Here is a 23,913-nt window from a genome sequence, read left to right as displayed (position 1 = left end):
CATATCTGGCGTTGACTTTTGGCACGCTGTTGAGTTCTCAAGGAACGGACGCTTCCTTTGTACTCACCCTCTCGGGCTTTCCTCCGGGCGCTTCCCTTCGGTCTTGCGTTTCCGACTCTATCAGATCCTTTTCTCGGCCTGACCCCCAGTCAGCGGGGTTTGTCTTCCCGGCCCTTGGGCCGTTCCGACGTCTCAAACCTTAGCGGATTCTCTCGGCGATTCCCAAATCGAGGTGATCGGGCCGCAGAGTCCCCACGCCAATTGAATTCGGGCACGCCGAAATCAATCCCGTTGGGAGATCGTGCTGGTGGTTTGTGTGCCGGTGGTGCGGCGGGAGTGCTGCCGGAGAACCGTTACGGCTCTGCGGCAACCCGAAGAACCCTACGGATCGCGGAGGGGGCTGTCAAATGACGCCCTGGCGACGCCGTCAAGATCTTTCAGTCGAGGTCGGTGAGTCGCCCGCCGGCGTCCGGCTGGGCGTGCTCCACCCTCCGCAGCAGCCGGGTGAGGACCTCGCCGAGGGCGGTCCGCTCGTCGGCGGAGAGGTCCTGGAGCAGGTCCTCCTCGAAGACCGTGGCGAGACGCATCGCCTCCAGCCACTTCTCGCGGCCCTCCTGGGTGAGTTCCACGATCACGCGCACGCGGTTGGACTCGTCCCGCTCCCTGGTGACGAGGCCCTCGCCGACCATGCGGTCGATCCGGTGCGTCATGGCGGCCGGCGTGAGGCCGAGGCGCTTGGCGAGGTCGCCGGGGCCCAGCCGATAGGGGGCGCCGGACAGGACGAGCGCCTTCAGGACCTCCCACTCGGCGTTGCTGATGCCGAGTTCGGCGGTCTGGCGGCCGTAGGCGACGTTCATCCGGCGGTTCAGGCGGGACAGCGCCGAGACGATCTTCTCGACCTGGGGGTCGAGGTCCTGGAACTCGCGCTGGTAGGCGGCGATCTGTTCTTCGAGGGTCGGCTCGCTGAGGCCGGGTGTGTCGCCCATGGGCGGCAGTATCGCACGCCGTCACTTTGCCTTGAAGTCCTTCGCTGTGTACTCTTTAGCTTCGAACTTTACTTTCTAAGTCTTCACTCCTAACTACTGAGAGAGGTGAACGTGACCAGGGGCATGGGCGCAGCGATGCGCCGGATCCACGTGGGCAACGCACTCAGCGCGTTCGGGCTCGGTTTCACCGTCCCCTACCTGTACGTCTACGTGGCGCAGGTGCGAGGGCTGGGAGCCGTCACGGCCGGTCTGGTCCTGGCCGTCTTCGCCGTGGCCGCGCTGATCGTGCTGCCGTTCGCCGGGCGGGCCATCGTCCGGCGGGGCCCGCTGCCGGTGCTGCTCGTCGCCCTGGTCACCGCCGCGGCCGGCGCGCTGAGCCTGGGGCTGGCGAGCACGGCCGTCACCGTGCTGCTCGCGGCTGCCGCGCTGGGGGCCGGGCAGGCCGTCATGCAGCCCGCGCTCGCGACGATGATCGTGGACTGTTCGAGCGCGGAGACCCGGTCGCGGGCGTTCGCGACGCAGTTCTTCCTGCAGAACCTCGGGCTCGGGGTCGGCGGGCTCATCGGCGGTCATCTGGTCGACACGAGCAGCGCCGCGTCGTTCACGCTGCTGTTCGCCATCGAGGCGGCTATGTTCCTGCTGCTGGTCGTCGTGATGGCCACGGTGCGGATGCCGCACTCGCCGCGGATCGAGGGCGCGCCCGCGGCAGGCCGGGGCAGCTGGAAGGCGCTGCTCGGCAACCGGGCCATGGTGCAGCTGTGTGTGCTGGGTTTCGTGCTGTTCTTCGCCTGTTACGGGCAGTTCGAGTCGGGTCTGGCCGCGTACGGCGTGGAGGCGGCGGGGATCTCGACGTCCGCGCTGGGGACGGCGCTGGCGGCGAACACGCTGATGATCGTGGTCGCGCAGTTCGCCGTGCTGAGGTTCGTCGAGCGGCGCCGTCGGTCCCGGGTGATCGCGGGCGTCGGGTTGATCTGGGCGGTCGCGTGGGCGGTCGCCGGGTACGCGGGGCTCGGCAACGGCAGCCAGGAGATGGCGACGGCCGCGTTCATCTCGACGTACGCGTTGTTCGGGCTGGGTGAGGCGATGCTGTCTCCGACGCTCGCGCCGCTGGTCGCCGATCTGGCGCCGGCCGGGCTCGCCGGGCAGTACAACTCCGCGTTCGCCCTGGTGAAGCAGCTCGCGCTGGCCGTGGGCCCGGCCGTGGGCGGGCCGCTGGGGGCCTCGCTGCACGCGCCGTACGTCGTGATGTTCCTGCTGTTCTCACTGGGGATCACGGTGCTGGCGCTGCGGCTGGGGCGGGAGCTGACCGGTGTGCAGGATCAGCCGTGGCCGGGCAAGAGCCGGGTCGTCGCGCGGGGCGGGGCCGCGGAGCCGGTGGCCGCGGACGCGTGAGGCGGTGTGCCCGTCACAGGGGGCCGGCCGTCACCTTCGGGTGACGGCCGGTCTTCTTCGTGTGGGGCGACCGTCGCGGCGGTCGGGCCGTCGCAGGTCACTGGTCACTGGCACCCGGTCACTGGCACCCGGTCGGGGGCGGCCTTCAGCGTTTCGCGGTGGTGAGGGTCGCCGTGAAGGGGACGGTCGCCGAGCCGTCGGGTGCGGTGTACTCGGCGAGGCGGTCCGCGATCGCGCGGCCCGCGGCGGCCAGGGTCTCGTCACCGTGCTCGTCGGCCAGCTGCTGGCCCCAGGGCACGGACGCGAGCTGGCCGGCGGCGAACCCGGCCAGCGGGGGCAGGGCCACGCCGAAGGTGACCTCGCGTGTCGCCACGTCCTGGAAGCCGGCCGCCTCCAGGGCCGCGGTGATGCGCTCGGGCGTACAGGAGAACGCGGCGTCGACGGAGTCGGCCAGGTCCTGGCCGCCGCGCTCCGCCAGGGCTTCGTACTGGGCGGACAGGTACGGGGAACGCTCCCGGCCGGACCAGACGGTGGCCGCGAACCGTCCGCCCGGACGGGTGACCCGGGCGGCCTCGCGCAGGGCCGCGTCCAGGTCGGGGAAGAACTGGGCGCCCTGCTGGCACAGGACCGCGTCGAAGACGGCGTCGGCGTAGGGGAGCCGGTCCGCGGGGGCGGCGGCGAACTCGATGTCGGGGTACTGACGGGGATGGTGGGCGGCGGCCACCTTGAGCATCCCCTCGTTGAGGTCGGTGCCGCAGACATGGCCGGTGGGGCCGACGTGCGCGGCGGCGATGCGGGCGACGAAGCCGGTGCCGCAGGCGAGGTCGAGGACGGTTTCGCCGGGGCAGAGGTCCACGGCGTCCAGGAGTGCGGTCACGAAGGGCGCCATGATCGGCGCGGCGTACTGCTCGTAGCGCTCGGGGGCGCTGCCGGTGAGGTGAAAGCCCGATGCGTCTGCCATGTGGTGCTAGTAGCACCGGGGGGCGCTTTCGCCTAGGTGGCGCGCGGAGGGGAGTCGTCCAGTGTGTCCCGTACCAGCCGTTTCCCCGCTTCCCCCGCTTCCTCGCTTGCCCATCCCCGCTTGCCCCCGCTTCCCCGCCTGTCGCTTGTGCACGTCGTTGCCTTGGCGCTTCGCCCCGGCCGTCAGACCGTTTCGCGCGGCAGGGCGAACTCGCACCAGACGGCCTTGCCGCCGCCCGGGGTTCGTCTGCTGCCCCAGTTGGAGGCGATGGTGGCGACGATGGCGATGCCCCGGCCGGCCTCGTCGCCGGGTTCGGCGCGGCGGCGGCGCGGCAGGTGGTCGTCGCCGTCGGTGACCTCGACGATGAGGCGGCGGTCGGTGCGGCGCAGCCGCAGCCGCATGGGGGGCGTGCCGTGCTGGAGGGAGTTGGCGACGAGTTCGCTGGCGGCCAGGACGCCCAGGTCGTGCAGGTCGGCCGGGAAGCGCCAGCTGGTCAGCACGCCGGAGGCGAAGGCACGCGCGCGTGGGGTGGCCTCGACGCCGCCGAGCAGATCGAGGGCGGCGTTGCGGAAGAGGTCGCTGTCGGGGCCGGTGCGCGCGGGGTGCTGGAGGACGAGGACGGCCACGTCGTCGTCGTGGTCGGCGGTGACGCCCGCCGAGCGGACCAGGCGGTCGCAGACGACCTGGGGGGTGCCGGTCGCACCGGCCAGGGCGTGCTCCAGGGCGGCGATGCCCTCGTCCAGGTCCTCGTTGCGCCGCTCGACCAGGCCGTCGGTGTAGAGGACGGCCGTCGAACCGGCGCCGAGCGGGATCGAGCCGGAGGTGTGCATCCAGCCGCCGGTGCCGAGCGGCGGGCCGGTCGGTTCGTCGGCGCGCTGCACGCCGCCGTTCTCGTCGCGGACCAGGATCGGCAGGTGGCCCGCCGAGGCGTACACGAGCCGTCCCTCGTTGGGGTCGTGGACCGCGTACACGCAGGTGGCGATCTGGTTGGCGTCGATCTCGGTGGCGAGGCCGTCGAGGAGCTGGAGGACCTCGTGCGGGGGCAGGTCGAGGCGGGCGTAGGCGCGGACGGCGGTGCGGAGCTGGCCCATGACGGCGGCGGCGCGGACGCCTCGGCCCATCACGTCGCCGATGACGAGGGCCGTGCGGCCGCCGCCGAGGGTGATGACGTCGTACCAGTCGCCGCCGACGGCGGCCTCGGTGCCGCCGGGGTGGTAGGTGGCGGCGACGCGCAGGTCGTCGGGCTCCTCCAGGTCCTGCGGGAGCAGGGAGCGCTGCAGGGTGACGGCGGTCTCGCGCTGGCGGCGTTCGCTCGCGCGGAGGCGTTCGGCGGCTTCGGCGTGGTCGGTGACGTCGGTGGCGAAGACGAGGACGCCGCGGCCGGCGGCGCACTCGGTGACAGGCGTGCAGGTGAAGGTGTAGGAGCGGCCGTCGGGGGCCTTGCGGGACTTGACCGTGCGGGGCCTGCCGCTGCGCAGGACCTGGTCGAGCAGGGGCAGCAGGCCGAGCTCGTCCAGCTCGGGGCAGGTGTCGCGCGCGGGCGCGCCGAGCGGGCGGACGCCGAAGGCCGTGGTGTAGGCGTCGTTGACGTAGGCGATGCGGTGGTCGGGGCCGTGCAGGAGGGCGACGAGGGCCGGGACGCGGTCGAGGACGGCGCGGACGGGCAGTTCGTCGACGGCGGGCACGGCCGGCGTGCCGTCGGTGAGCCGCTCGGCACGGGCGGCGGGTACGGCGCCTTCTCCCCGCCGGTCCGGGGAGAGCGGGTGGTCGGTCCGCGCTGCGGCGCGGCGCTGTGTTCCGGGGAGCCGGGCGCTCCAGCGCGTGAAGTTCACGAATCCTTGCCTCGTGTCGTCGTCGGCGGCCGGCACCGGAACCGGCCGGGGCCCGGGGGCCGCGCGGGGCGGGCGGCGGCCCGCCCAGGGTGGTGGACCAGTCTGGCAGTGTGCCGGTCGGGCCGACATCCGTCAGACGCCGGTCCGACCGGTGGAGTTCCTGGCTCCGGTCAGGACGACCCCTTCGGGTTCCGCGGGGGGCCTTCTGAAGGCTTTCCACCGGCCGCGAGTTCGAACTCCGCTCGGGGATGTTCGAGTGAACCCAGGGAGACGATTTCCCTCTTGAAGAGTCCGGACAGCGTCCATTCGGCCAGCACGCGCGCCTTGCGGTTGACGGTGGGGACCCGGCTGAGGTGGTAGGCGCGGTGCATGAACCAGGCGGGGTAGCCCTTCAGCTTGCGGCCGTAGACGTGCGCGACGCCCTTGTGCAGGCCCAGGGAGGCGACCGAGCCGGCGTACTTGTGCGCGTACGTCTCAAGGGGTTCGCCGCGCAGCGAGTGGACGATGTTGTCGCCTAGGACCTTGGCCTGGCGGACGGCGTGCTGGGCGTTGGGCGCGCAGTCCGTGCCGGGTTCGCGGGCGGTGACGTCCGGGACGGCGGCGGCGTCTCCGGCGGCCCACGCGTGCGTGACGCCCTCGACGGCCAGTTCGGCGGTGCACCTGAGCCGGCCCCGCTCGGTGAGCGGCAGGTCGGTGGCGGCGAGGATCGGGTGGGGTTTCACGCCCGCCGTCCAGACGACCGTGCGGGTGGGGAAGCGGGCACCGTCGCTGAGGACGGCGACGCGGTCCGCGCAGGAGGTGAGGCGGGTGTCGAGGCGTACGTCGATGTTGCGGCGGCGCAGTTCGGTGACCGTGTAGCGGCCCATGTCCTCGCCGACCTCGGGCAGGATGCGGTCCGTCGCCTCGACGAGGATCCACTTCATGTCGTCGCGCGTGACGTTGTGGTAGTGCCGGGCGGCGTAGCGCGCCATGTCCTCCAGCTCGCCGAGTGCCTCGACGCCCGCGTAGCCGCCGCCGACGAAGACGAAGGTGAGGGCCGCGTCGCGCACCGCGGGGTCGCGGGTGGAGGAGGCGATGTCCATCTGCTCGATGACGTGGTTGCGCAGTCCGATGGCCTCCTCGACGGTCTTGAAGCCGATGGCGTGGTCGGCGAGGCCGGGGATCGGGAGGGCGCGGGAGACGGAGCCGGGCGCGAGGACGAGTTCGTCGTAGGTCAGGCGCCGGGCGCCGGTGCCCTCCTCCTCGGTGGCGAGGGTGGTGATGGTGGCGGTGCGCGTGGTGTGGTCGATGGTCCGTGCCTCGCCGATGACGACGTGGCACTGGTCGAGGACGCGGCGCAGCGGTACGACGACGTGCCGGGGCGAGATGGAGCCGGCGGCCGCCTCGGGGAGGAACGGCTGGTACGTCATGTACGGGTCCGGCGTGACGACCGTGATCTCGGCAAGGCCCTGCCGCAGTTCCCGCTTCAGCTTCCGCTGGAGCCGCAGGGCCGTGTACATCCCGACGTAGCCGCCGCCGACAACGAGAATGCGCGCAGGTTCCTTCACCATCCCATGACGCACCCGCCGCTTGCGTTTGTCCACAGCCTCGGCGATTTGTGTGACGGGGAGTCGTGGCGGCGCACGGTTGGCCGATTTGCCCGCGTTCCGTGAAGGCGCGCAGGTCAGCCGGGTGGAGGAGGTGACGTCCGGTGGGACATAGGGGGCGTATGCGTTCCGTACTCCGATCGGGGGGCGCTCCGTGCGGAACGTGCCCCTTCTGAATTGACCCCCACTCAACTATGTTCGTGTGTCGACGGGGTGTAGGGGGATGCGCTCCTCGGGTCCGCGACGGGCGGGCGCGAGTGAACCGGGCCTGTTCCGCTGGCCCCGGCTTTCGATGGCGGGGAGAGTCTCCGGGGGGAGACGTCATTACCGGGGGAATGCGTATGCATGTGCAGGACTCTCATTGGTCGTCCGCGGCCGCGGCAGGCGCGGTGAGCGCCGCGGCGGCCGACGGACGCGCGGACGCGGCGCGCACGACTCCGCTGCGGGTGGACGCGCAGCGCAATCTGGAACACGTGCTGCGCGCGGCGCGCGAGGTCTTCGGCGAGCTGGGCTACGGCGCGCCGATGGAGGACGTGGCGCGACGCGCGCGGGTCGGTGTCGGCACGGTCTACCGGCGTTTTCCGAGCAAGGACGTGCTGGTCCGGCGGATAGCCGAGGAGGAGACCTCGCGGCTCACCGACCAGGCGCGCGCGGCGCTCGGTCAGGAGGACGAGCCGTGGTCGGCGCTGTCCCGCTTCCTGCGTACGTCGGTGGCGTCGGGCGCCGGGCGGCTGCTGCCGCCGCAGGTGCTGCGGGTCGGCGTGGCGGAGGAGCAGGCCGACGGCGGCGCGTCCGACCAGAAGCGGGTGCCGCACCAGCGGACCCAGCCGGGCACGGGCGAGCTGCGGCTGGTGCCGGAGGAGCCGGTGGCGGCCGAGGACGACGCCGGGGCGGCGGCGCTGCTTGAGGTGGTGGGCCGGCTCGTGGAACGGGCTCGCGCGGCGGGCGAGCTGCGGCCGGACGTGTCGGTTTCGGACGTCCTGCTGGTGATCGCGACGGCGGCGCCCTCGCTGCCGGACCCGGCCCAGCAGGCGGCGGCGTCGGCGCGGCTGCTCGACATCCTGTTGGAGGGCCTGCGCTCCCGCACCTGACCGATGCGACATTCCGTATATCGCGGACAGAAGCCTCAACTGGTCACCCGCACCGGGTGGTTGATTCTTCCCCGTAGCACGGCGACCACTGCCGAACTGCGGCAAAACCCCTCGGACGAGTGGAAGTCGGTACCGCAGGGTCCTGGCCAAAGACTGATATGGCACGCTGATCCGATGTTCGGGAGTGGTCGGTCGTGCGGCGGGGGCATTCCGCGATGAGCGTTGACGAGAAGGACGAGTCACTCGGTGACGGCGATACGGGGCCGGAGGTCCCGCCGCAGGTACCGAGCCAGAAGGGACGCGCGGGAGCGCCGCAGAGCGGCGACGCGACGGAGAGCGGCGTGCCCGCGCAGCGGGACTGGCGTGAGGACAGTGTCCTGCCGCCGCCGCGGGAGACGCCGTCGTCCGACGCCGAGCTGATCGAGCGGATGCGCTCGGGCGACGACACGGCGTACGAGGAGTTGTACCGGCGCCACGCGGAAGCGGTGCGCCGGTACGCCCGTACCTGCTGCCGCGACGCGCACACCGCCGACGACCTCACGGCCGAGGTGTTCGCCCGCATGCTCCAGGCGGTCCGCGGCGGATCGGGACCGGAGCACGCCGTACGCGCGTACCTGCTCACCAGCGTGCGGCGGGTGGCCGCGGGCTGGACGCAGTCGGCCAAGCGGGAGCAGCTCGTCGACGACTTCGCGGTGTTCGCCACGCAGGCGTCCCGATCCTCGGAGGTGTCGGACGACGACACGCTGGACCTGGGCGCCGACGTCCGGGCGATGCACGAGGCCGAGCAGTCGATGGCCATGCAGGCCTTCCGGTCGCTGCCCGAGCGGTGGCAGGCCGTGCTGTGGCACACGGAGATCGAGAACGAGTCCCCGAGCGACGTGGCCACGCTGTTCGGCCTGGACGCCAACGGCACGCGCGTGCTGGCCAGCCGTGCCCGCGAGGGCCTGAAGCAGGCCTACCTCCAGGCCCACGTCAGCGCCACGCTGGCCGGCGACGAGGAGTGCGCGCGCTACGCCGACCAGCTCGGCACGTACGCCCGCGGCCGGCTGCGCACCCGGGCCGAGCGGGGCCTGCGCAAGCACCTGGAGGAGTGCGCCAAGTGCCGGCTGGCGGCGAGCCAGATCGAGGAAGTCGCCAGCAGCATCCCCGCCGTGGTCCCGGTGGCCGTCATCGGCTGGTTCGGCGCCGCGGGTTACGCCAAGGTCGCCGGCCTCGTCGCCGGCGGCGCGGGAGCGGGCGCGGCCGGTGCGGCGGCAGCGGCGAGCGGTGGCGCGGGAGCGGGCGGCGGCGCGGCCTCCGAGGGCTTGGGCGCCCCGGTCAAGGCGGGCATCGCGGCAGGCGTGGTCGCGGTGGCGGCGGCAGTCGTCGCCATGGCCCTGGTGGGCGACGAGCAGCCCCCCGAGGAGCCGAAGGCCAAGCCCCCGGCGTCCGCCCCGGCGGCCCGACCGGAGGAACCGACCCCCACGCCCCCCGCCCCGGAACCGGCGCCACCTCAGCCGGTCATAGCCCCGAAGCCGACCCCCACACCCACACCCACCCCCACACCGACTCCATCCCCGACGCCCACACCCACCCCGAAACCGACCCCCACACCCACGCCCACCCCGACCCCCACGCCGACTCCATCCCCGACGCCCACCGTGTACCAGTGGAGCGAGCTCCGCTACGACACCACCGGCGACGGCACGGGCCCCGAGATGCGGACGGCGGACAGCAGCTGGGTGTGGCAGCGCCAGGGCCTGTCGATCGGGGGCCGGGAGTACGCACACGGGGTGACGGTCCAGGGCAACTCGTCGGTCACCATCGACCTCAACCGCTCGTGCACGTCGTACGACGCGATGGTCGGCGTCGACGACACCACGATGAAGCTCGGCAAGGTGTACTTCTCCGTCTACGGCGACGGCGTCCCGCTGTGGAACTCGGACCGCGTCAAGGGCGGCGACGCGGCGGTCCCGGTCCACGTGGACATCACGGGCCGGGAGACCCTGCGCCTGGTCGTGGAACCGCACAACCACCTGGACAACGCGGCGCTGGCCGACTGGGCGGAGTCGAAGTTCATCTGCTCCTGACAGCCGCACACAGCGGAAACGGTCAGCCAGACACGGCGGGAAGGCCCCATCGCCCCTGACCGCGACGCCACCGCACCGTCAGCCGCACACGGCGGTAAGGCCCGTCACTCCTGACAGCAACGCAATCGCACGGTCAGCCGCGTACGGCGGGAAGGGGCCGTGCCGGGGGGTGTCCGCCCGCAGCGGTTGGCGCGTCAACGCCAGGACCTTCACAAGTCACCGATTCCGCGCCGTTCCGAGGACGGACACCCCCCGGCGCGGCCCCGACGCGAGACGGAGGTGACGCGCGGTGGGCGCGCAGTGAGCGCGCGATAGGTACGCGGTGGGCGCGCAGTGAGCTCACTGCGGACGCGCAGCGGGCGCACAGGGACACCCGAACGCCACCGAACGCACCGAACACCCCGGCCCGACCACCCGGCAGACACCCCCCAACGCCCCACCCCCGAGCCCCCTACCGAGCGATCCCGGCCGGCCCCCGGCCTCCCGCCCCCAACGCCCCCCGCTGCGGAGCGATCCCCCCGGGCACGGCCCGCTGCCGCGCAGGCGTACCCGTCCAGCACGTCCCCCGCCGCGCCAGCAGCCGCTGCAGCCACAGCTCCAGGGACACGAGATCCGCGAGCCCGTCCAGGGGCAGCGCCTCCCCCGCCGCGGCCCCCCGCACGGCCTTCCGCACGACCCGCGCCTCGACCAGTCCCGCCTCGGCCAGCAGCGGCGTGTGGAACAGCTCCACCAGCGCATCCGCGGCGACCCGCACCCCCGTGCGCGCGGCAGCCGCCGCCGTGGCGAAGCTCGGCGCACCCCACCCGGCCGGCAGCTCCGTCACCCCGGCACCCTCCAGCACGGTCCGCAGGATCGCCGCCCGGGCCCCCGGCCGCACCCGCAGCGCCTCGGGCAGCGCCCGGCACGCCCGTACGACCTGGTTGTCGAGGAACGGCGCGTGCAGCCGCTGCGAGCGGATCTCCGCCGCCTGCTCCAGGATCCGCAGGTCCGCCGCGTACCGCGCCAGCGCCGCGCGCGCCCGGTAGTCCCCCGGCCGCTGCCCCGGCCCCACCCCGGACCGGTTCGTCGACGCCTGAAGGCGAACCGATACTTCAGCCAGCGCCTCCCCGGTCAGCCAGCGCGCCGCCGGCCCCGGTCTGCCCCAGCTGAGCGCGGCGAGCGAGGCCCCGACCGCGCTCCCGGGCTCGTCGAACCGGCGCCGCATGAGGCTCTCGGCGAGCGCGTCGACCCCGGACCGGTACGGCGTCCGGGCCAGCCGCCGGGCGGCCGCGTACACGCGCGCGGGGACGAGCACGGACCCGTCCGCCCTCGTCAAAGCGGCGACGGGCCGTACGAGATGGCGCCGTTTGCGGTCCATCAGCAGATCGGCGAGGCGCGCGGGATGCGCGTCCAGGACCTGCCGCGCCCCGTACCCGGTGAAGTGGTCGGCGCTGCCGGCCGCGAGCCGTGCCCGGTGCCGGGCGGCGGTCACCAGGCTCGGCGCGGGTTCGTCCGTGAGCGGCCCGTCCAGGTCGAGGTACGGCAGGGTCTCCTCGCCGCCGGGGACCACCACGTGGTGCAGGCGCGGGTTGGCCGCGAGCGCCCCCGCCCGCTCCAGTTCGGCCTCGCGCCCGTCGACGGCGAGGTCGTTGAAGGTGACCGCCAGCAGCCGCTCCCCGGCGCCCGTGCCGTGTCCGAGCACGGTGCCCGGCATGCCCGGCAGCCCGGCGGCGAGCAGGGCGAGCGTCGCGGAGGCGGGGCCGCCGGACAGGTCGGCGCCGATGCCGGCGACCGGCATGCCGCGCGCGGCGCGCCGCTCGGCGGGCCCCATGCCGGGCACGGGTCCGGGGTCTATGTCGGCGCCCGGGACGTGCCGGGGCGCGGACAGCCGGGTGCGGACGGCTTCCACGAGCGCGTCGCGAACGGCGTCGACGGCGCTGTCGGGATCGGTCGGGGCCGCCGCGACGGCGAGGGAGGCGACGGGCTCGTACCCGGCGACCTCGCGCGCCCCGGCGCGCAGGATCAGCGCATGCCCCGGCGGAATGCGCCGCACCCCGTCGTACGGGGTGGAGTCGTGCAGCGCGGCGGGCACGTCGGGGGCGGCGAGCAGCGCGGCGAGGTGCCCGAAGTCGAGGTTGGCCTCGATGAGGTCGGCGAGCGGGAGCGCGGCGGTCGCGTAGGCGGTGCCGCCGGCCCAGGGGGTGTAGAACACCGGCCTGGCGCCCGCGAGATCGCCGCACACGGTGACGCGGCGGCCGACCTGCACGACGGCCGTGTAGCTGCCGGGCCAGGCCGTCAGATGGCGAAGTGCCCCGCCGCGCGCGGCGAACAGTCCGACGCGCAGTTGTTCGTCGGAGGCTCCGCAGATGCCGAGGACGGCGACGCGGGTCTGGTGGTCGGCCTCGACGACGCGCACCTCGTCGGGCCGCCAGTCGCCGACCGCCCACAGCGGATCGGGGTCGCCCCACAGGAGTTGGGATCCCACCGGCTGGAGGGTCTCGCCGTCGGTCCCGGCGCCGACGGCCGGGCCCGCGGAGCCCGCCCCCGCTGCTCCCGCGGCGGTGCTGCTCCATCCCACCAACCACCGCATCGACGCCTCCACAGGCTGTGGACAAACAGTGCACCGTATGAACCGGTGCACCATGCTGCCATGAAGGAGGCGTCACGGAAGGGCGGCGGAGCCGCAGAAGGGCATGCGAACGCGCCCCGGCGGCCTCATCGCGGCCGGGGCCGGGGGCAGTTCGGGGCGTCGGCCCGAACCCGCGCGCGGACACCGCACGGACTCCGCCAAACCGCACGCGAGCGCCACGCGTACGGGGACGCCCACGCCGAGCAGGCGTCACACGGCGGCCACGCGGAGGCCACGCGGACACCGCTCGGGCTCCGCACGGTCTCCGTACGGCCCTTGCGCGGCTCTTGCACGGCCACTGGACGGGCGACGCGAATGCGCCCCATTTTGCGCCCCAAAAACTCCCTTCGCGCCCTCAAGTCCCAAGGTAAACAGGGTGTTTGGCCCGTGCGCCGAGGGGCGACTTTCGGCCAAATCGACGCCGTGCGGCCTTGCACGCGCACGCTCCGTACAGGCTCTGCGCACAGCCCGACGGGCGCGCAGTCCGGGAGGCGCAGCACGCCCCCCGGACCGTTCCGCCACCCGCGGGGATGTAGGCGGCGGTGTCCCCCAGCCCGCTGGACCCAGTACAGCGGGCCGACCCACGCGAAACCCATGGAACCGCTCCCGCGATGGCCGGAGTAGAGCGCACGGACGGGCGCACGGCCACACACCGGGAGCACGTGGCAACAGGCCGTGCGGGGGCCGTACTTCCGTACGGACCACAATCCCGCCATCCGGAACAACGCCCCTTAACGCTTGGGATGCGGCGAACTACGCTGGGTTTACGAATGCCGCGTGGGTATGCCAGCGCGGCAGCCGTCTGTGTCGAGGGGTGGCGCATGTCCAGGGAGCAACGCGGGCCGAACGAAAAACTCGGCACCGTTCTCGCCCTCGCGGGAATCTCGAACGCGGGCCTCGCCCGGCGCGTCAACGACCTTGGCGCACAACGGGGCCTGACTCTTCGCTACGACAAGACGTCGGTGGCGCGCTGGGTGTCGAAGGGCATGGTGCCGCAGGGTGCCGCGCCGCACCTGATCGCCGCCGCCATCGGCCAGAAGCTCGGCCGGCCGGTGCCGCTCCACGAGATCGGCCTCGCGGACGCCGACCCCGCGCCCGAAGTGGGCCTCGCCTTCCCGCGCGACGTCGGGCAGGCGGTGAAGTCGGCGACGGAGCTGTACCGTCTCGACCTCGCGGGCCGCCGCGCCGGCTCGGGCGGCATCTGGCAGTCGCTCGCCGGCTCGTTCGCCGTCAGCGCGTACGCCACACCGGCCTCACGGTGGCTGATAACCCCGGCCGACAGCTCGGTCGCGCGGGACGCGAACCCCGCCGAGGGTTCCGGCGCACCGATCAAAGTCGGCCACAGCGACGTACGGAAACTGCGTGAGGCCGCCGAGGACGCCAGGCGCTGGGACTCCAAGTACGGGGGCGGCGACTGGCGTTCCTCCATGGTCCCCGAGTGCTTACGGGTCGAGGCCGCGCCGCTGCTGCTCGGCTCCTACTCCGACGAGGTCGGCCGTGCCCTGTTCGGCGCCAGTGCCGAACTCACCCGCCTGGCGGGCTGGATGGCCTTCGACACCGGCCAGCAGGAGGCCGCCCAGCGCTACTACATCCAGGCCCTGCGCCTGGCCCGCGCCGCCGCCGACGTCCCCCTCGGGGGCTACGTCCTGGCCACCATGTCCCTCCAGGCGACCTACCGCGGCTTCGGCGACGAGGGCGTCGACCTCGCCCAGGCCGCCCTGGAACGCAACCGCGGCCTCGCCACGGCCCGCACCATGAGCTTCTTCCACCTCGTCGAGGCACGCGCGCACGCACGCGGGGGTGACGCCCACCACGCCGGCGGCGCGCTCAAGGCCGCCGAGAGCTGGCTGGAGCGGGCCCGCCCCGGCGACAACGACCCGTCCTGGCTCGGCTTCTACTCCTACGACCGGTTCGCCGCGGACGCCGCCGAGTGCTACCGCGACCTGAAGGCGCCGCGCCAGGTCCGCCGCTTCACCGAGCAGGCGCTGTCGAAGCCGACGGAGGAGTTCGTCCGCTCGCACGGGCTGCGCCTGGTCGTCTCGGCGGTCGCGGAGCTGGAGTCCGGCAATCTGGACGCGGCGTGCGAGCAGGGCGTACGGGCCGTGGAGGTGGCCGGCCGCATCTCGTCGGCGCGCACCACGGAGTACGTCAAGGACCTCCTGCACCGGCTGGAGCCGTACGGCGACGAGCCCCGCGTGGTCGAGCTCCGCGAGCGCGCCAGGCCGCTGCTGATGGCCCCGGCCTGATCCGCGCCGCTGGTGCCGCCTCCCGGGTTTGAGGCCGTTGTCAGTGGCGCAGTGCACTATCGAACCCGGGAGGTGGTGGCAGGTGCGGCCGGAGATCGACTGTGACGTGCTGGTGATCGGAGGCGGAATCGTCGGCCTGTCGGCGGCGTACGCGATCACCCGTGCCGCGCCGGGCACGAGCGTGACGGTCCTGGAGAAGGAGCAGGGCCCGGCCCGGCACCAGACCGGCCGCAACAGCGGCGTCGTGCACAGCGGCATCTACTACCGCCCCGGCTCCCTCAAGGCGCGGTACGCGGTCCGCGGCGCCACCGAGATGATCAAGTTCTGCGCGGAGTACGGCATCGCGCACGCCGTGACCGGCAAGCTGATCGTGGCGACCGAGCGCGCCGAGCTGCCCCGCCTGCACGCACTCGTGCAGCGCGGCCGGGAGAACGGCATCGCGGTGCGGGAGCTGGGCGCGGCCCAGATCGCCGAGTACGAGCCGGAGGTGCGGGGCCTGGCGGCCATACACGTCGGGACGACCGGCATCTGCGACTACGGGGAGGTGGCCCGCCGCCTGGCCGAGGCGTCGGGCGCCGACATCCGCTACGGCGCCCGGGTCGTCCGCGTCGACCGGCGCCCCGGCCGCGGCGTGGCCGTGCTGACCGCCGCCGGGGACGTCGTGCGCGGCAGGGTGCTGGTCAACTGCGCGGGGCTGTACTGCGACGAGATCGCCCGCATGACCGGCGACGACCCGGGCATGCGGATCGTGCCCTTCCGCGGCGAGTACTACGAGCTGACCCGCCCGGAGCTGGTGCGCGGCCTGGTCTACCCGGTGCCGGACCCGGCGTTCCCGTTCCTCGGCGTCCACCTCACCCGAGGCATCCACGACGACGTCCACGTCGGGCCGAACGCGGTCCCGGCGCTGGCCCGCGAGGGCTACGACTGGGCGACGGTGCGCCCGCGCGAGCTGGGCGGGACGCTCGGCTGGCCGGGCTCGTGGGCGATCGCCCGCCGGCACTGGCGGTACGGCACGGGCGAGCTGCGCCGGTCCCTGTCGAAGCAGGCGTTCACGACCGCCGTGCGGCGACTGCTGCCCGCCGTGACGGAGGCGGACCTCAGACCCACGGCGGCCGGGGTGCGCGCCCAGGCGGTGCTCAGGGACGGCACGCTGGTGGACGACTTCCTGATCCACGAGTCGGTCAACGCCGTCCACGTGCTGAACGCGCCCTCCCCGGCGGCCACGGCGTCCCTGCCGATCGGCCGGGAGGTGGCACGCCGGGCGCTGGCCGCCCTGGACGACCGCTAGCGCCCGCGGACCACGACCGCGGGCGCCCGTAAAATCGACGTACTGTGTCTGACTCCGTGAACACCCCCGAAGCCCCCCGGCCCGCCCCCGAGGCCTCGTCCCGCCCTGCCCGGCCGAAGGGCGAGCCCCGCTTCCCGGACGGGCCGAAGGCCGACCCCGCCGGGTCGCACTTCGAGCGGCGGATCCGGAGCTTCCAGCCGCGCCGCAGCCGTGTGACCGCCGGCCAGGCGGACGCCCTGCAGCGGCTGTGGCCCAAGTGGGGCCTGGACATCGACGGGCACGCCGTCCTCGACCTGGCCGAGCTGTTCGGCAACGACAACCCGGTCGTCCTGGAGATCGGCTTCGGGATGGGCGAGGCCACGGCACAGATGGCCGCCGCCGACCCGGCCACCAACGTCCTCGCCGTGGACGTCCACACCCCCGGCCAGGGCAACCTGCTGAACCTCGCCGACCACAAGGGCCTGTCCAACGTCCGGGTCGGCAACGGCGACGCGATCATCCTGCTCCGCGAGATGCTCGCCCCCGACTCCCTGTCGGGGCTGCGCGTCTACTTCCCGGACCCCTGGCCGAAGAAGCGGCACCACAAGCGGCGGCTGATCCAGCCGGAGTTCCTGACGCTGGCCGCCTCCCGCCTGAGGCCCGGCGGGATCGTGCACTGCGCGACCGACTGGGAGCCGTACGCGGAGCAGATGCTGGAGGTGCTCACCGCGCACCCCGATTTCGAGAACACCCGGCCCGACGGTGGTTTCGCCCCGCGCCCCGGGTTCCGGCCGCTGACCCGTTTCGAGGGTCAGGGACTGGACAAGGGACATGTCGTGAACGACCTGATCTTCCGTCGCGTACAGCACGAAGACCGACGCCCCACCGACGCCTGAGCCCGTTACGCCCTGCGGGCGGCGCCCCTGTCTCGTTAGGGTCCTTGCCGTGGCCACCTGTCCTCCGTACCCGACGCCCCCCAGCTCTCCCGCCGGCGGCACACTGCGGCACGCGCACTGGTGGCAGCACACATGGGTCCGTTACGGAGCGCCGAGCACGCTGCTCGCGCTCTCCGGGCTCGTCATCCTCGCCCTGGTCCGCGAGGAGACCGGCACCGAGGGCTTCCTGGTCGGTCTCGGCCTCGCCGTGCTGCCGGTGCCGCTGCTCATAGCCGCGTTCCGCTGGCTGGACCGGGTCGAGCCGGGACCGTGGCGGAATCTGGTGTTCGCGTTCGCCTGGGGCGCCTGCGCGGCGGCACTGATAGCGATCGTCGCCAACAGCTTCGCGACCCGGTGGATAGCGACGGCGACCGCCGACCCGTCCAGCGCCGACACCCTCGGGGCGACCGTGATAGCGCCGGTCGTCGAGGAGAGCGCCAAGGCCGCCGCCGTCCTCCTCGTCTTCCTGTTCCGCAGACGGGACTTCACCGGCATCCTCGACGGGGTGGTGATAGCCGGGGTCACCGCCACCGGCTTCGCGTTCACCGAGAACATCCTCTACCTCGGCACCGCCTTCGGCACCGACCAGCTCACCGGTGACAGCGGCATGGCCTCGGTCACCGCGGCGACCTTCTTCGTCCGCATCGTCATGTCGCCCTTCGCGCACCCGCTGTTCACGGTCCTCACCGGCATCGGCTTCGGCCTCACCGCGCTGTCCGTCGACCACCGGATGCCGCGCCGCGTGGCGCTGCCGCTGACCGGGCTGCTGCTCGCGATGGGCATGCACGCGCTGTGGAACGGCTCCACGACGCTCGGCCAGTTCGGCTTCATCGTCGTGTACGCGGCGTTCATGGTGCCCGCGTTCGGGCTGCTGACGTGGCTGGTGATCTGGACGCGCCAGCGCGAGCTGCGCACCGTGCGGACCGAGCTGCCCGCCTACGCGGTCGCGGGCTGGCTGACGCCCCCGGAGCCGTTCGCGCTGGGCTCGATGCGGGCCCGCCGGATCGCGCGGAAGTACGCGCGCCGGCACGCCGGGAAGTCCGCGGCGCGGGACGTGGCCCGGTACGAGGCGTACGCGACCTCGCTGGCGTTCCTGCGGCACCGGGGGCGGCAGGGCAAGGCGGGGCCCGGCTTCGTGAACCGGGAGCGGGAGCTGCTCAACGAGCTGTGGGCCCGCCGGGACGCCGCCCGCCCGGCGCTGGAGTACGCGGCACGGGTCGCGGCGCCGCCGGTCCCGGTGTACCTGCCGCCGGCGCCGTACACACCGCCGTGGCCGGTGCACGGCCCGGGCCCGCACGGCGGCCCGGCCGCCCACGGCCCTGCCGCCTACGGTCAGGCGGCGTACGGTCAGGCGGCCTACGGCCGGGCCGCGTACGGCCCGGCGGCGCCGTACCCCGCGCACAACACCCACACCGCCCACAACGCCCATACCGCGCACAACGGGCACGACGGGTACAACGGGTACAACGGGTACACGACATACAACCCGTACCAGTCGTAGCGGGCGTTACGCCGACGCCCGCGTCAGCCGCGCCACCTCGTCGTCGGTGAGCGTCAGTTCCGCCACCCCCAGCAGGTCCGGCAGCTGCCCGACCGTGCGGGCGGAGGCGATCGGGGCGACGACGGTCGGCTGCGCGGCGAGCCAGGCCAGGGCCACGGTGGCGACCGGCGCGTCGTGCGCGGCGGCGATCTCGTCCAGGGCGGCGAGCACCCGCTGCCCGCGCCCGGTCTCCAGGTGCTTGGCGGCGCCGCCCGCACGAGGGCTGTCCACGGTCGTACCCGGCCGGTACTTGCCGGTCAGGAAGCCGGAGGCCAGCGCGCAGTACGGCACGGCGGCGAGACCGGCCCGCTCGGCGACCTCGCGCAGGTCCCCCTCGTAGGTGTCGCGGGAGACGAGGTTGTAGTGGGGCTGGAGCGCCACGTAGCGGGCGAAGCCCTCGCGGTCGGAGAACTCCAGGGAGGCCCGCAGCCGCTCGGGCGAGATGTTGGAGGCGGCGATGTACCGGACCTTCCCGGCCCGCACCAGCTCGTCCAGGGCGCTGATGATCTCCTCGACCGGCACCTCGGGCTTGTCGAAGTGCGTGTAGTAGAGGTCGATGTGGTCGGTGCCGAGGCGGCGCAGTGAGGCGTCGGCGGCGGCCTTGATGGTGGCGGCGGTCAGGCCCTGGTAGTCGGGGTGCTGGCTGACCTTGGTGGCGATGACGACGTCGGAGCGGTTGCCGCGGGCCCTGAGCCACTTGCCGATGATCGTCTCGGACTCGCCGCCGCTGTTGCCGTCGACCCACGCCGAGTAGGAGTCGGCGGTGTCGACGAAGTTGCCGCCGGCCGCCGTGTAGGCGTCGAGCACGGCGAAGGACTGCGTCTCGTCGGCGGTCCAGCCGAAGACGTTGCCGCCGAGGGCGAGCGGGAACACCTCGAGGTCGGACGGGCCGAGCTTGCGAAGAGAAGTCATGCCGTACGTCAACGACCGTGACGGAGCCGCCCATTCCGCGCGGCCCGGCAAAGATCGCGTAAACGCGGCCGGGCGCGCGTGACCGGCAGTCCTGACGTCGGGGGGTTGCCGCCAGGACCACCGGGGCCGGAAGGGACGTGCGTGGGGAGGCGCCGCCTCAGGGGTTGAGGCCCTTGCTGCGCAGCCACGCCAGCGGGTCGATGCCGCCGTCGGCGCCGTCCGGGTGGACCTCCATGTGGAGGTGGGCCCCGGTGACGTTGCCGGTGGCGCCCACGCGGCCGATGACTTCGCCGGTGGTGACCTTCTGGCCGACGCTGACGCTGATCGACGACTGGTGGCAGTACCAGATCTCCGTGCCGTCCTCGAGGGTGAGGATCGTGCGGTAGCCGTAGGAGCCGGCCCAGCCCGCCTCGGTGATCGTGCCCGTGTGGACCGCCTTGAGGAGCGTGCCGGTGGGCGCGGCGAAGTCGGCGCCGGTGTGGTAGCCGGAGGACCACATCGAGCCGGCCTGGCCGAAGACGGAGCTGACGGTGTACGAGGAGGTCGGCAGCGTGTACTGGCGGGCCAGCTCGGCGAGTCGCTCGGCCTCGGCCTTCTTGCGGGCCTCCTCCTCGGCCTTCGCCTTGGCCGCGGCGGCCTTCTCCCTGGCCTCCTTCTCCGCCTTGGAGGCGGCCTCGGCGGCGGCCTTCTCGGCGGCTTCGGCGGCGGCCTGGACGGCCTTGCTGTCGGCCTGGCTGCGCTGCTGCTCGGCCTGCGCCATGATCCGGGCCCGCAGCGCCTCGCCGGCGTCCGCGACGCCCTGGTCGGCGGTGTCGGCCACGGCGACGCCGACGCCGCTGAGCGGGGTGGCGGTGCCCTCGGAGGTGTCGTCGTCCGAGATGAGGGAACCCACATTGGGGAGGTCGGGCATGGAGATCGACACCGGCGGCTTGCCGGTCTGCGCGGTGGCCATGCCGCCCGCGCCGACGGCGGCTATGACACCGACGCCGAGAACCGTGGAGCTGCGGGCGAGCCCGCCGCCGCGCTGCTTGGCGACGCGATGCCTGCCGCGTACCGGGCGGACGGACTCCTCGGTGGGGTTCCACTCCTCGAACGGGCCCTCGTCGCTGCGGTATTCGCCGTAGCCGAAGGTCTCGGTGGTGCGCTGGCTCGGCACGAACGGGGCCTCTGGGGCAGGCCGGTTGGACGCCACGTGGGCGTACTCCTTTCCTTCCTTCTCCGCCTACCGGGTTAGCTGACGGGTTCGGAGCAGGAAGGTCTCCTACGCGCGTATATCCGTCGTGCTGCCACGAGGACCTACGCGCGATTCACCCCAGGGTGGTGGTTCCCCGGTTCCCTCGCGGGATTCGGCGCGTGAGCACGGAGCCGCCTTCTGTGACGGCTGGGACGACCGCGCTGCGTTATCGAACGTTAATAGACGCGGGGCGCGGATTCCAAGCCGTTCCTCTTGATCATTAGCGATTTCCGGGTGGACTTACCTCCCACGACCGGTGAAAAACGGGCGAGTTGACCGCCTCCTGGGCCCCTTGCGCACCCCTTGCGGGCCACTCACGCAACCTGACGGTGTATCAGTTGTTATCGGAGGGGGACGAGTCCGTCACGGTCAGTGAGAGGCGGGTCGGCGGCGGAAAACACCGAGGGCCGGAACCCTTTCGGATTCCGGCCCTCGGCCTTCAGTAGCGGGGACAGGATTTGAACCTGCGACCTCTGGGTTATGAGCCCAGCGAGCTACCGAGCTGCTCCACCCCGCGTCGTTGTGACTCCAGTGTACGTCATCCGCGGAGGCCCGATCACCACGGTTCATCCGGCGGGCTTCTCACCCGGCTTCGCGACGTGCGTGAGCGTCTCCCAGGCCACGAACAGGTTGTCCGTCCCGGCGGGCCGGGAACCGGCCGCGAGCCGGTGCGCGGCCGGTACGGAGCCGCCGAGCCGGTCCTCCAGGTGATGCAGGGCGACCTCCAGGCCGGGCCCCATGCGGCTGCCGGCCTGCCCGACGCTGCCGCTCTTGCCGCCGCCACCGACCCGTCCGCCGCACGAGGCGGCGGACACGGGTTCGCCCGCCTGCCGCCGGGCGTGCAGGGTGAGCGCGGCGGTCAGCCGGTCCTTGACCTCGTCGTACAGGTCGACGCCCTGGTGCCAGGCGGTCTCGGCGATGTGGGCGGTGGCGGCGATGCCCCGGCCGACCTCCCGCAGGCCGCGGCAGGTGTCCTGCGTGACGCCGTTCTTCCCGGAGAAGTAGACGGGCACGCGGGCCCGGAAGCGCTCCAGGGCCCGGTCGAAGGCCTTGTGGTCGTCCAGGAACACGGCGATCGAGATGGCCGCGTCCGTCATGACGAGGTCCTGGCCGCCGCTGCGGCCCGGAACCTTCACGCCGACGGCGGGCAGGTGGACGCTGCGCAGCATGTCCTCGAAGCGCCGCACGCGCTCGGCGGGCCAGTCCGCGCCCGGCGTGTGCCGCACGATCTCCGCGGCCCGCGCCCAGGTGGAGGCGGCCCACCCGGCGTCCTGGATGCCGTGCCCCTTCAGCCTGCCCGACCAGGCGTCCAGGATCTCCCTGGCCTTGACGGCGTGCTGCCGCTTGCCGGTGACCGTGAACAGCAGGGCCTGGGTGTACGCGGCGATGGCGTCGGCGCGTTCCTCGGCGCAGCCGTGCCCGGGCCGGCCGTCGGCGGGGCAGATCACGGTCTCGTGGGGCTCGGGCCGGTACTTGTACGAGCCGTACTTGCTGTCCCGCATGTCGAGGTAGGCCTTCAGCCACGGCTGCTTGCCCGCAGTCACGTTCTTCCGTACGGCGGTCAGCTGGTCCTTGCCGACGAGGACGCCCGGGTGCGTGAAGTCGGCGTCGGCGGGCAGGGCGCGCGCCATGGTCCGGCCGTCCCCGGTCCCGCAGGAGACGACGAGCGCGGCGGCCAGCGGTACGGCGAGGAGCGCGGCGGCACGGCGACGCCGCCGGGCCGGCCCGACCCGCTTCACCGGCCCGACCGGCTGGACCCGGCTTCCCGGGCGGCCCGGTCCCGCTGAACCCTTCGGCTCCCCTGACCCCACTGACCCCATCACGACTCCCTCCGCGTCACCGTGTGTGCGGTTCACTGGCAGCGTGACGCGACGGCGGGCGGGCCGCAGGATCTGAGGGGCCGATGGGAGGCGTGGGCGGCCGGCCGTTCAGGCGGGCGGGGCCGGCAGATGCCGGTTGGGCTCCTTGGCCCGCTCCTCGTACTCGGGCAGCACGACGACGTCGACGCCCCCGGCCGCCAGCACCCCGCTGCCGTCGGCGCCCGCGACGAAGGTGTCCGGCTCCCGCCAGGCCGTCACCACGCGGGGCACCCCCGCGTCGAGGATGAGCCGGGCGCAGGGCCGGGGCCGGGAGGCGCGGCGGGCGCAGGGTTCGAGGCTGCTGTAGACGGTCGCGGAGGCGAGCCTCGGATCGGCCGGGTCGAGCTTGGCGAGGGCGGCCTCCTCGGCGTGCACGACGGGATCGCCGGCCTCCCGCGAGTACCCGCGCGCGAGTTCGGTCCCGTCGGCGGCGACCACCACGGCCCCCACGCTGAACGCGGTCGCGGCGGGCGGGCACTGCGCCGCCAGGTCGCAGGCCAGGGCGAGCCAGTTCCGGTCGGCGGCGGACGGCACGGCGCCGGTGCCGGGCGCGGTGGGCTCGTAGCGCGCAAGGACGACGTCCCCGATGCGCCGGGTCTCCACGAGCCGCAGCCGGCCGCCCTGGTAGCCGCCGGGCCCGAACAGGCGGGGCGCGTCCGGGTCGCCGACGAGGAGCGGGGCGAGGACGAGCTGGAGTTCGTCGGCGAGGCCCTGCTGGAGGAGCTGGGTGTGGACGGTACCGCCGCCCTCGACCATGAGCCGCTCGACGCCGCGCACGTCGTGCAGGTGCTCCAGCAGGACGCGCCAGTCGAGGCGCGGGCCGAGCGACACGACGTCGGCGGCGACGGCGAGCCGCCGGGCCCGGTCGGCTCCCTCGTCGGTCGTGTAGAGGACCTTGTCCCCGCCGGTGTGCCAGAAGTCGGCCGCCGGGTCGAGCTCGCCGGACCCGCTGACGGTGACCTTGAGCGGGAACTCCGGCCGCCCGGCGGCGCGGCGGGCGGCACGGCGCTCGGGCGAGTTGACCAGCAGCCGGGGGTTGTCGGCGCGGATCGTGCCGGCGCCGACCAGGATCGCGTCGACGGACGCCCGCACCTCGTCGACCCGGTCGAAGTCGGCCGCGCCGGACAGCAGCAGCCGCTCGGGACCGGTGTCGTCCAGGTAGCCGTCGAGGGAGACGGCGGCGGACAGCAGGACGTACGGCAGAGGCATGGGCACCATTGTGGAACGACGAAGCCCCCGGCTCGGACCTGCCGAGCCGGGGGCGTTGGCGTAGGCCCTGTGGGACTCGAACCCACAACCAATGGATTAAAAGTCCACTGCTCTGCCAATTGAGCTAAGGGCCCAGGCGATGTTGCCTCCCCGAGCATAGCGGGACGAGGCCGTGTGTCCGATCGG

The 23,913-nt window shown here is 73.3% G+C and carries 16 protein-coding genes, 2 tRNA genes and 1 riboswitch; of the genes, 7 read left to right on the top strand and 11 right to left on the bottom strand.

The window, feature by feature from the left end; all coding sequences use genetic code 11:
• Positions 1-437: 437 nt before the first annotated feature.
• Positions 438-986: a MarR family transcriptional regulator gene (locus tag QC282_RS25805; protein ID WP_279551951.1), complete on the bottom strand. Its 549-nt coding sequence runs from the start codon at positions 984-986 to the stop codon at positions 438-440.
• Between the two features lie 123 nt (positions 987-1,109).
• On the opposite strand from QC282_RS25805, the gene QC282_RS25800 reads away from it, so the two are divergent.
• Complete coding sequence (locus tag QC282_RS25800; protein ID WP_279551950.1) at positions 1,110-2,378, top strand: MFS transporter; 1,269 nt, start codon at positions 1,110-1,112, stop codon at positions 2,376-2,378.
• Positions 2,379-2,523: 145 nt separating this feature from the next.
• Here QC282_RS25800 and QC282_RS25795 read toward each other — a convergent pair whose 3' ends face one another.
• The 3 genes from QC282_RS25795 to QC282_RS25785 form a co-directional block, all read right to left on the bottom strand.
• Complete coding sequence (locus QC282_RS25795; RefSeq protein ID WP_279551949.1) at positions 2,524-3,339, bottom strand: methyltransferase domain-containing protein; 816 nt, start codon at positions 3,337-3,339, stop codon at positions 2,524-2,526.
• A 182-nt stretch (positions 3,340-3,521) separates the two neighbouring features.
• The gene (locus QC282_RS25790; protein WP_279551948.1) at positions 3,522-5,171 is read right to left on the bottom strand and encodes a SpoIIE family protein phosphatase; all 1,650 of its coding nucleotides are present in this window, start codon (positions 5,169-5,171) and stop codon (positions 3,522-3,524) included.
• Between the two features lie 170 nt (positions 5,172-5,341).
• The gene (locus tag QC282_RS25785; protein WP_279551947.1) at positions 5,342-6,721 is read right to left on the bottom strand and encodes an NAD(P)/FAD-dependent oxidoreductase; all 1,380 of its coding nucleotides are present in this window, start codon (positions 6,719-6,721) and stop codon (positions 5,342-5,344) included.
• A gap of 377 nt (positions 6,722-7,098) precedes the next feature.
• On the opposite strand from QC282_RS25785, the gene QC282_RS25780 reads away from it, so the two are divergent.
• Together QC282_RS25780 and QC282_RS25775 are read left to right on the top strand one after the other, a co-directional pair.
• The gene (locus tag QC282_RS25780; RefSeq protein WP_279551946.1) at positions 7,099-7,848 is read left to right on the top strand and encodes a helix-turn-helix domain containing protein; all 750 of its coding nucleotides are present in this window, start codon (positions 7,099-7,101) and stop codon (positions 7,846-7,848) included.
• A gap of 215 nt (positions 7,849-8,063) precedes the next feature.
• Complete coding sequence (locus tag QC282_RS25775; RefSeq protein WP_279551945.1) at positions 8,064-9,917, top strand: sigma-70 family RNA polymerase sigma factor; 1,854 nt, start codon at positions 8,064-8,066, stop codon at positions 9,915-9,917.
• A gap of 451 nt (positions 9,918-10,368) precedes the next feature.
• On the opposite strand, the gene QC282_RS25770 is transcribed toward QC282_RS25775, so the two are convergent.
• Positions 10,369-12,486, bottom strand: coding sequence for an asparagine synthase-related protein (locus tag QC282_RS25770; protein WP_279551944.1), 2,118 nt, complete (start codon positions 12,484-12,486; stop codon positions 10,369-10,371).
• A gap of 860 nt (positions 12,487-13,346) precedes the next feature.
• Here QC282_RS25770 and QC282_RS25765 point away from each other — a divergent pair.
• From QC282_RS25765 to QC282_RS25750, 4 genes are all read left to right on the top strand, one after another.
• Positions 13,347-14,771 (top strand): MFS transporter, encoded by a 1,425-nt coding sequence (locus QC282_RS25765; protein WP_279551943.1) that lies wholly within the window; start codon positions 13,347-13,349, stop codon positions 14,769-14,771.
• Between the two features lie 82 nt (positions 14,772-14,853).
• Entirely contained in the window at positions 14,854-16,059 is a 1,206-nt protein-coding gene (gene lhgO / locus QC282_RS25760; protein ID WP_279551942.1) for an L-2-hydroxyglutarate oxidase, read from the top strand.
• 56 nt (positions 16,060-16,115) lie between these two features.
• Complete coding sequence (trmB, locus tag QC282_RS25755) at positions 16,116-16,934, top strand: tRNA (guanosine(46)-N7)-methyltransferase TrmB (RefSeq protein WP_279551941.1); 819 nt, start codon at positions 16,116-16,118, stop codon at positions 16,932-16,934.
• 49 nt (positions 16,935-16,983) lie between these two features.
• Complete coding sequence (locus tag QC282_RS25750; protein WP_279551940.1) at positions 16,984-18,474, top strand: PrsW family intramembrane metalloprotease; 1,491 nt, start codon at positions 16,984-16,986, stop codon at positions 18,472-18,474.
• A gap of 6 nt (positions 18,475-18,480) precedes the next feature.
• Here QC282_RS25750 and QC282_RS25745 read toward each other — a convergent pair whose 3' ends face one another.
• The 6 genes from QC282_RS25745 to QC282_RS25720 form a co-directional block, all read right to left on the bottom strand.
• A complete protein-coding gene (locus QC282_RS25745; RefSeq protein ID WP_279551939.1) occupies positions 18,481-19,425 on the bottom strand; it encodes an aldo/keto reductase in 945 nt (314 codons plus the stop codon).
• A 157-nt stretch (positions 19,426-19,582) separates the two neighbouring features.
• The gene (locus QC282_RS25740) at positions 19,583-20,617 is read right to left on the bottom strand and encodes a M23 family metallopeptidase (protein ID WP_279551938.1); all 1,035 of its coding nucleotides are present in this window, start codon (positions 20,615-20,617) and stop codon (positions 19,583-19,585) included.
• A gap of 12 nt (positions 20,618-20,629) precedes the next feature.
• A riboswitch (cyclic di-AMP (ydaO/yuaA leader) is annotated at positions 20,630-20,787 on the bottom strand.
• Positions 20,788-21,102: 315 nt separating this feature from the next.
• A tRNA-Met gene (locus QC282_RS25735) sits at positions 21,103-21,176 on the bottom strand.
• Positions 21,177-21,225: 49 nt separating this feature from the next.
• Complete coding sequence (locus QC282_RS25730) at positions 21,226-22,398, bottom strand: alginate lyase family protein (protein ID WP_279551937.1); 1,173 nt, start codon at positions 22,396-22,398, stop codon at positions 21,226-21,228.
• A gap of 189 nt (positions 22,399-22,587) precedes the next feature.
• Entirely contained in the window at positions 22,588-23,727 is a 1,140-nt protein-coding gene (locus tag QC282_RS25725) for a dihydrofolate reductase family protein (protein ID WP_279551936.1), read from the bottom strand.
• Positions 23,728-23,788: 61 nt separating this feature from the next.
• Positions 23,789-23,861, bottom strand: a tRNA-Lys gene (locus QC282_RS25720).
• Positions 23,862-23,913 lie beyond the last annotated feature (52 nt).

The sequence above is a fragment of the Streptomyces sp. DH24 genome (assembly GCF_029813775.1).
Classification (GTDB): Bacteria; Actinomycetota; Actinomycetes; order Streptomycetales; family Streptomycetaceae; genus Streptomyces.
The sequence above is the reverse complement of the archived record's forward strand: the minus strand, read 5'-3'. Positions and strand labels throughout refer to the sequence as shown.

Bases quoted from the DNA above. Each gene is read 5' to 3' on its own strand.
- QC282_RS25805 (WP_279551951.1), bottom strand. From the start codon at position 986: ATGGGCGACACACCCGGCCTCAGCGAGCCGACCCTCGAAGAACAGATC.
- QC282_RS25800 (WP_279551950.1), top strand. From the start codon at position 1,110: ATGGGCGCAGCGATGCGCCGGATCCACGTGGGCAACGCACTCAGCGCG.
- QC282_RS25795 (WP_279551949.1), bottom strand. From the start codon at position 3,339: ATGGCAGACGCATCGGGCTTTCACCTCACCGGCAGCGCCCCCGAGCGC.
- QC282_RS25785 (WP_279551947.1), bottom strand. From the start codon at position 6,721: ATGGTGAAGGAACCTGCGCGCATTCTCGTTGTCGGCGGCGGCTACGTC.
- QC282_RS25780 (WP_279551946.1), top strand. From the start codon at position 7,099: ATGCATGTGCAGGACTCTCATTGGTCGTCCGCGGCCGCGGCAGGCGCG.
- QC282_RS25775 (WP_279551945.1), top strand. From the start codon at position 8,064: ATGAGCGTTGACGAGAAGGACGAGTCACTCGGTGACGGCGATACGGGG.
- QC282_RS25770 (WP_279551944.1), bottom strand. From the start codon at position 12,486: ATGCGGTGGTTGGTGGGATGGAGCAGCACCGCCGCGGGAGCAGCGGGG.
- QC282_RS25765 (WP_279551943.1), top strand. From the start codon at position 13,347: ATGTCCAGGGAGCAACGCGGGCCGAACGAAAAACTCGGCACCGTTCTC.
- QC282_RS25745 (WP_279551939.1), bottom strand. From the start codon at position 19,425: ATGACTTCTCTTCGCAAGCTCGGCCCGTCCGACCTCGAGGTGTTCCCG.
- QC282_RS25725 (WP_279551936.1), bottom strand. From the start codon at position 23,727: ATGCCTCTGCCGTACGTCCTGCTGTCCGCCGCCGTCTCCCTCGACGGC.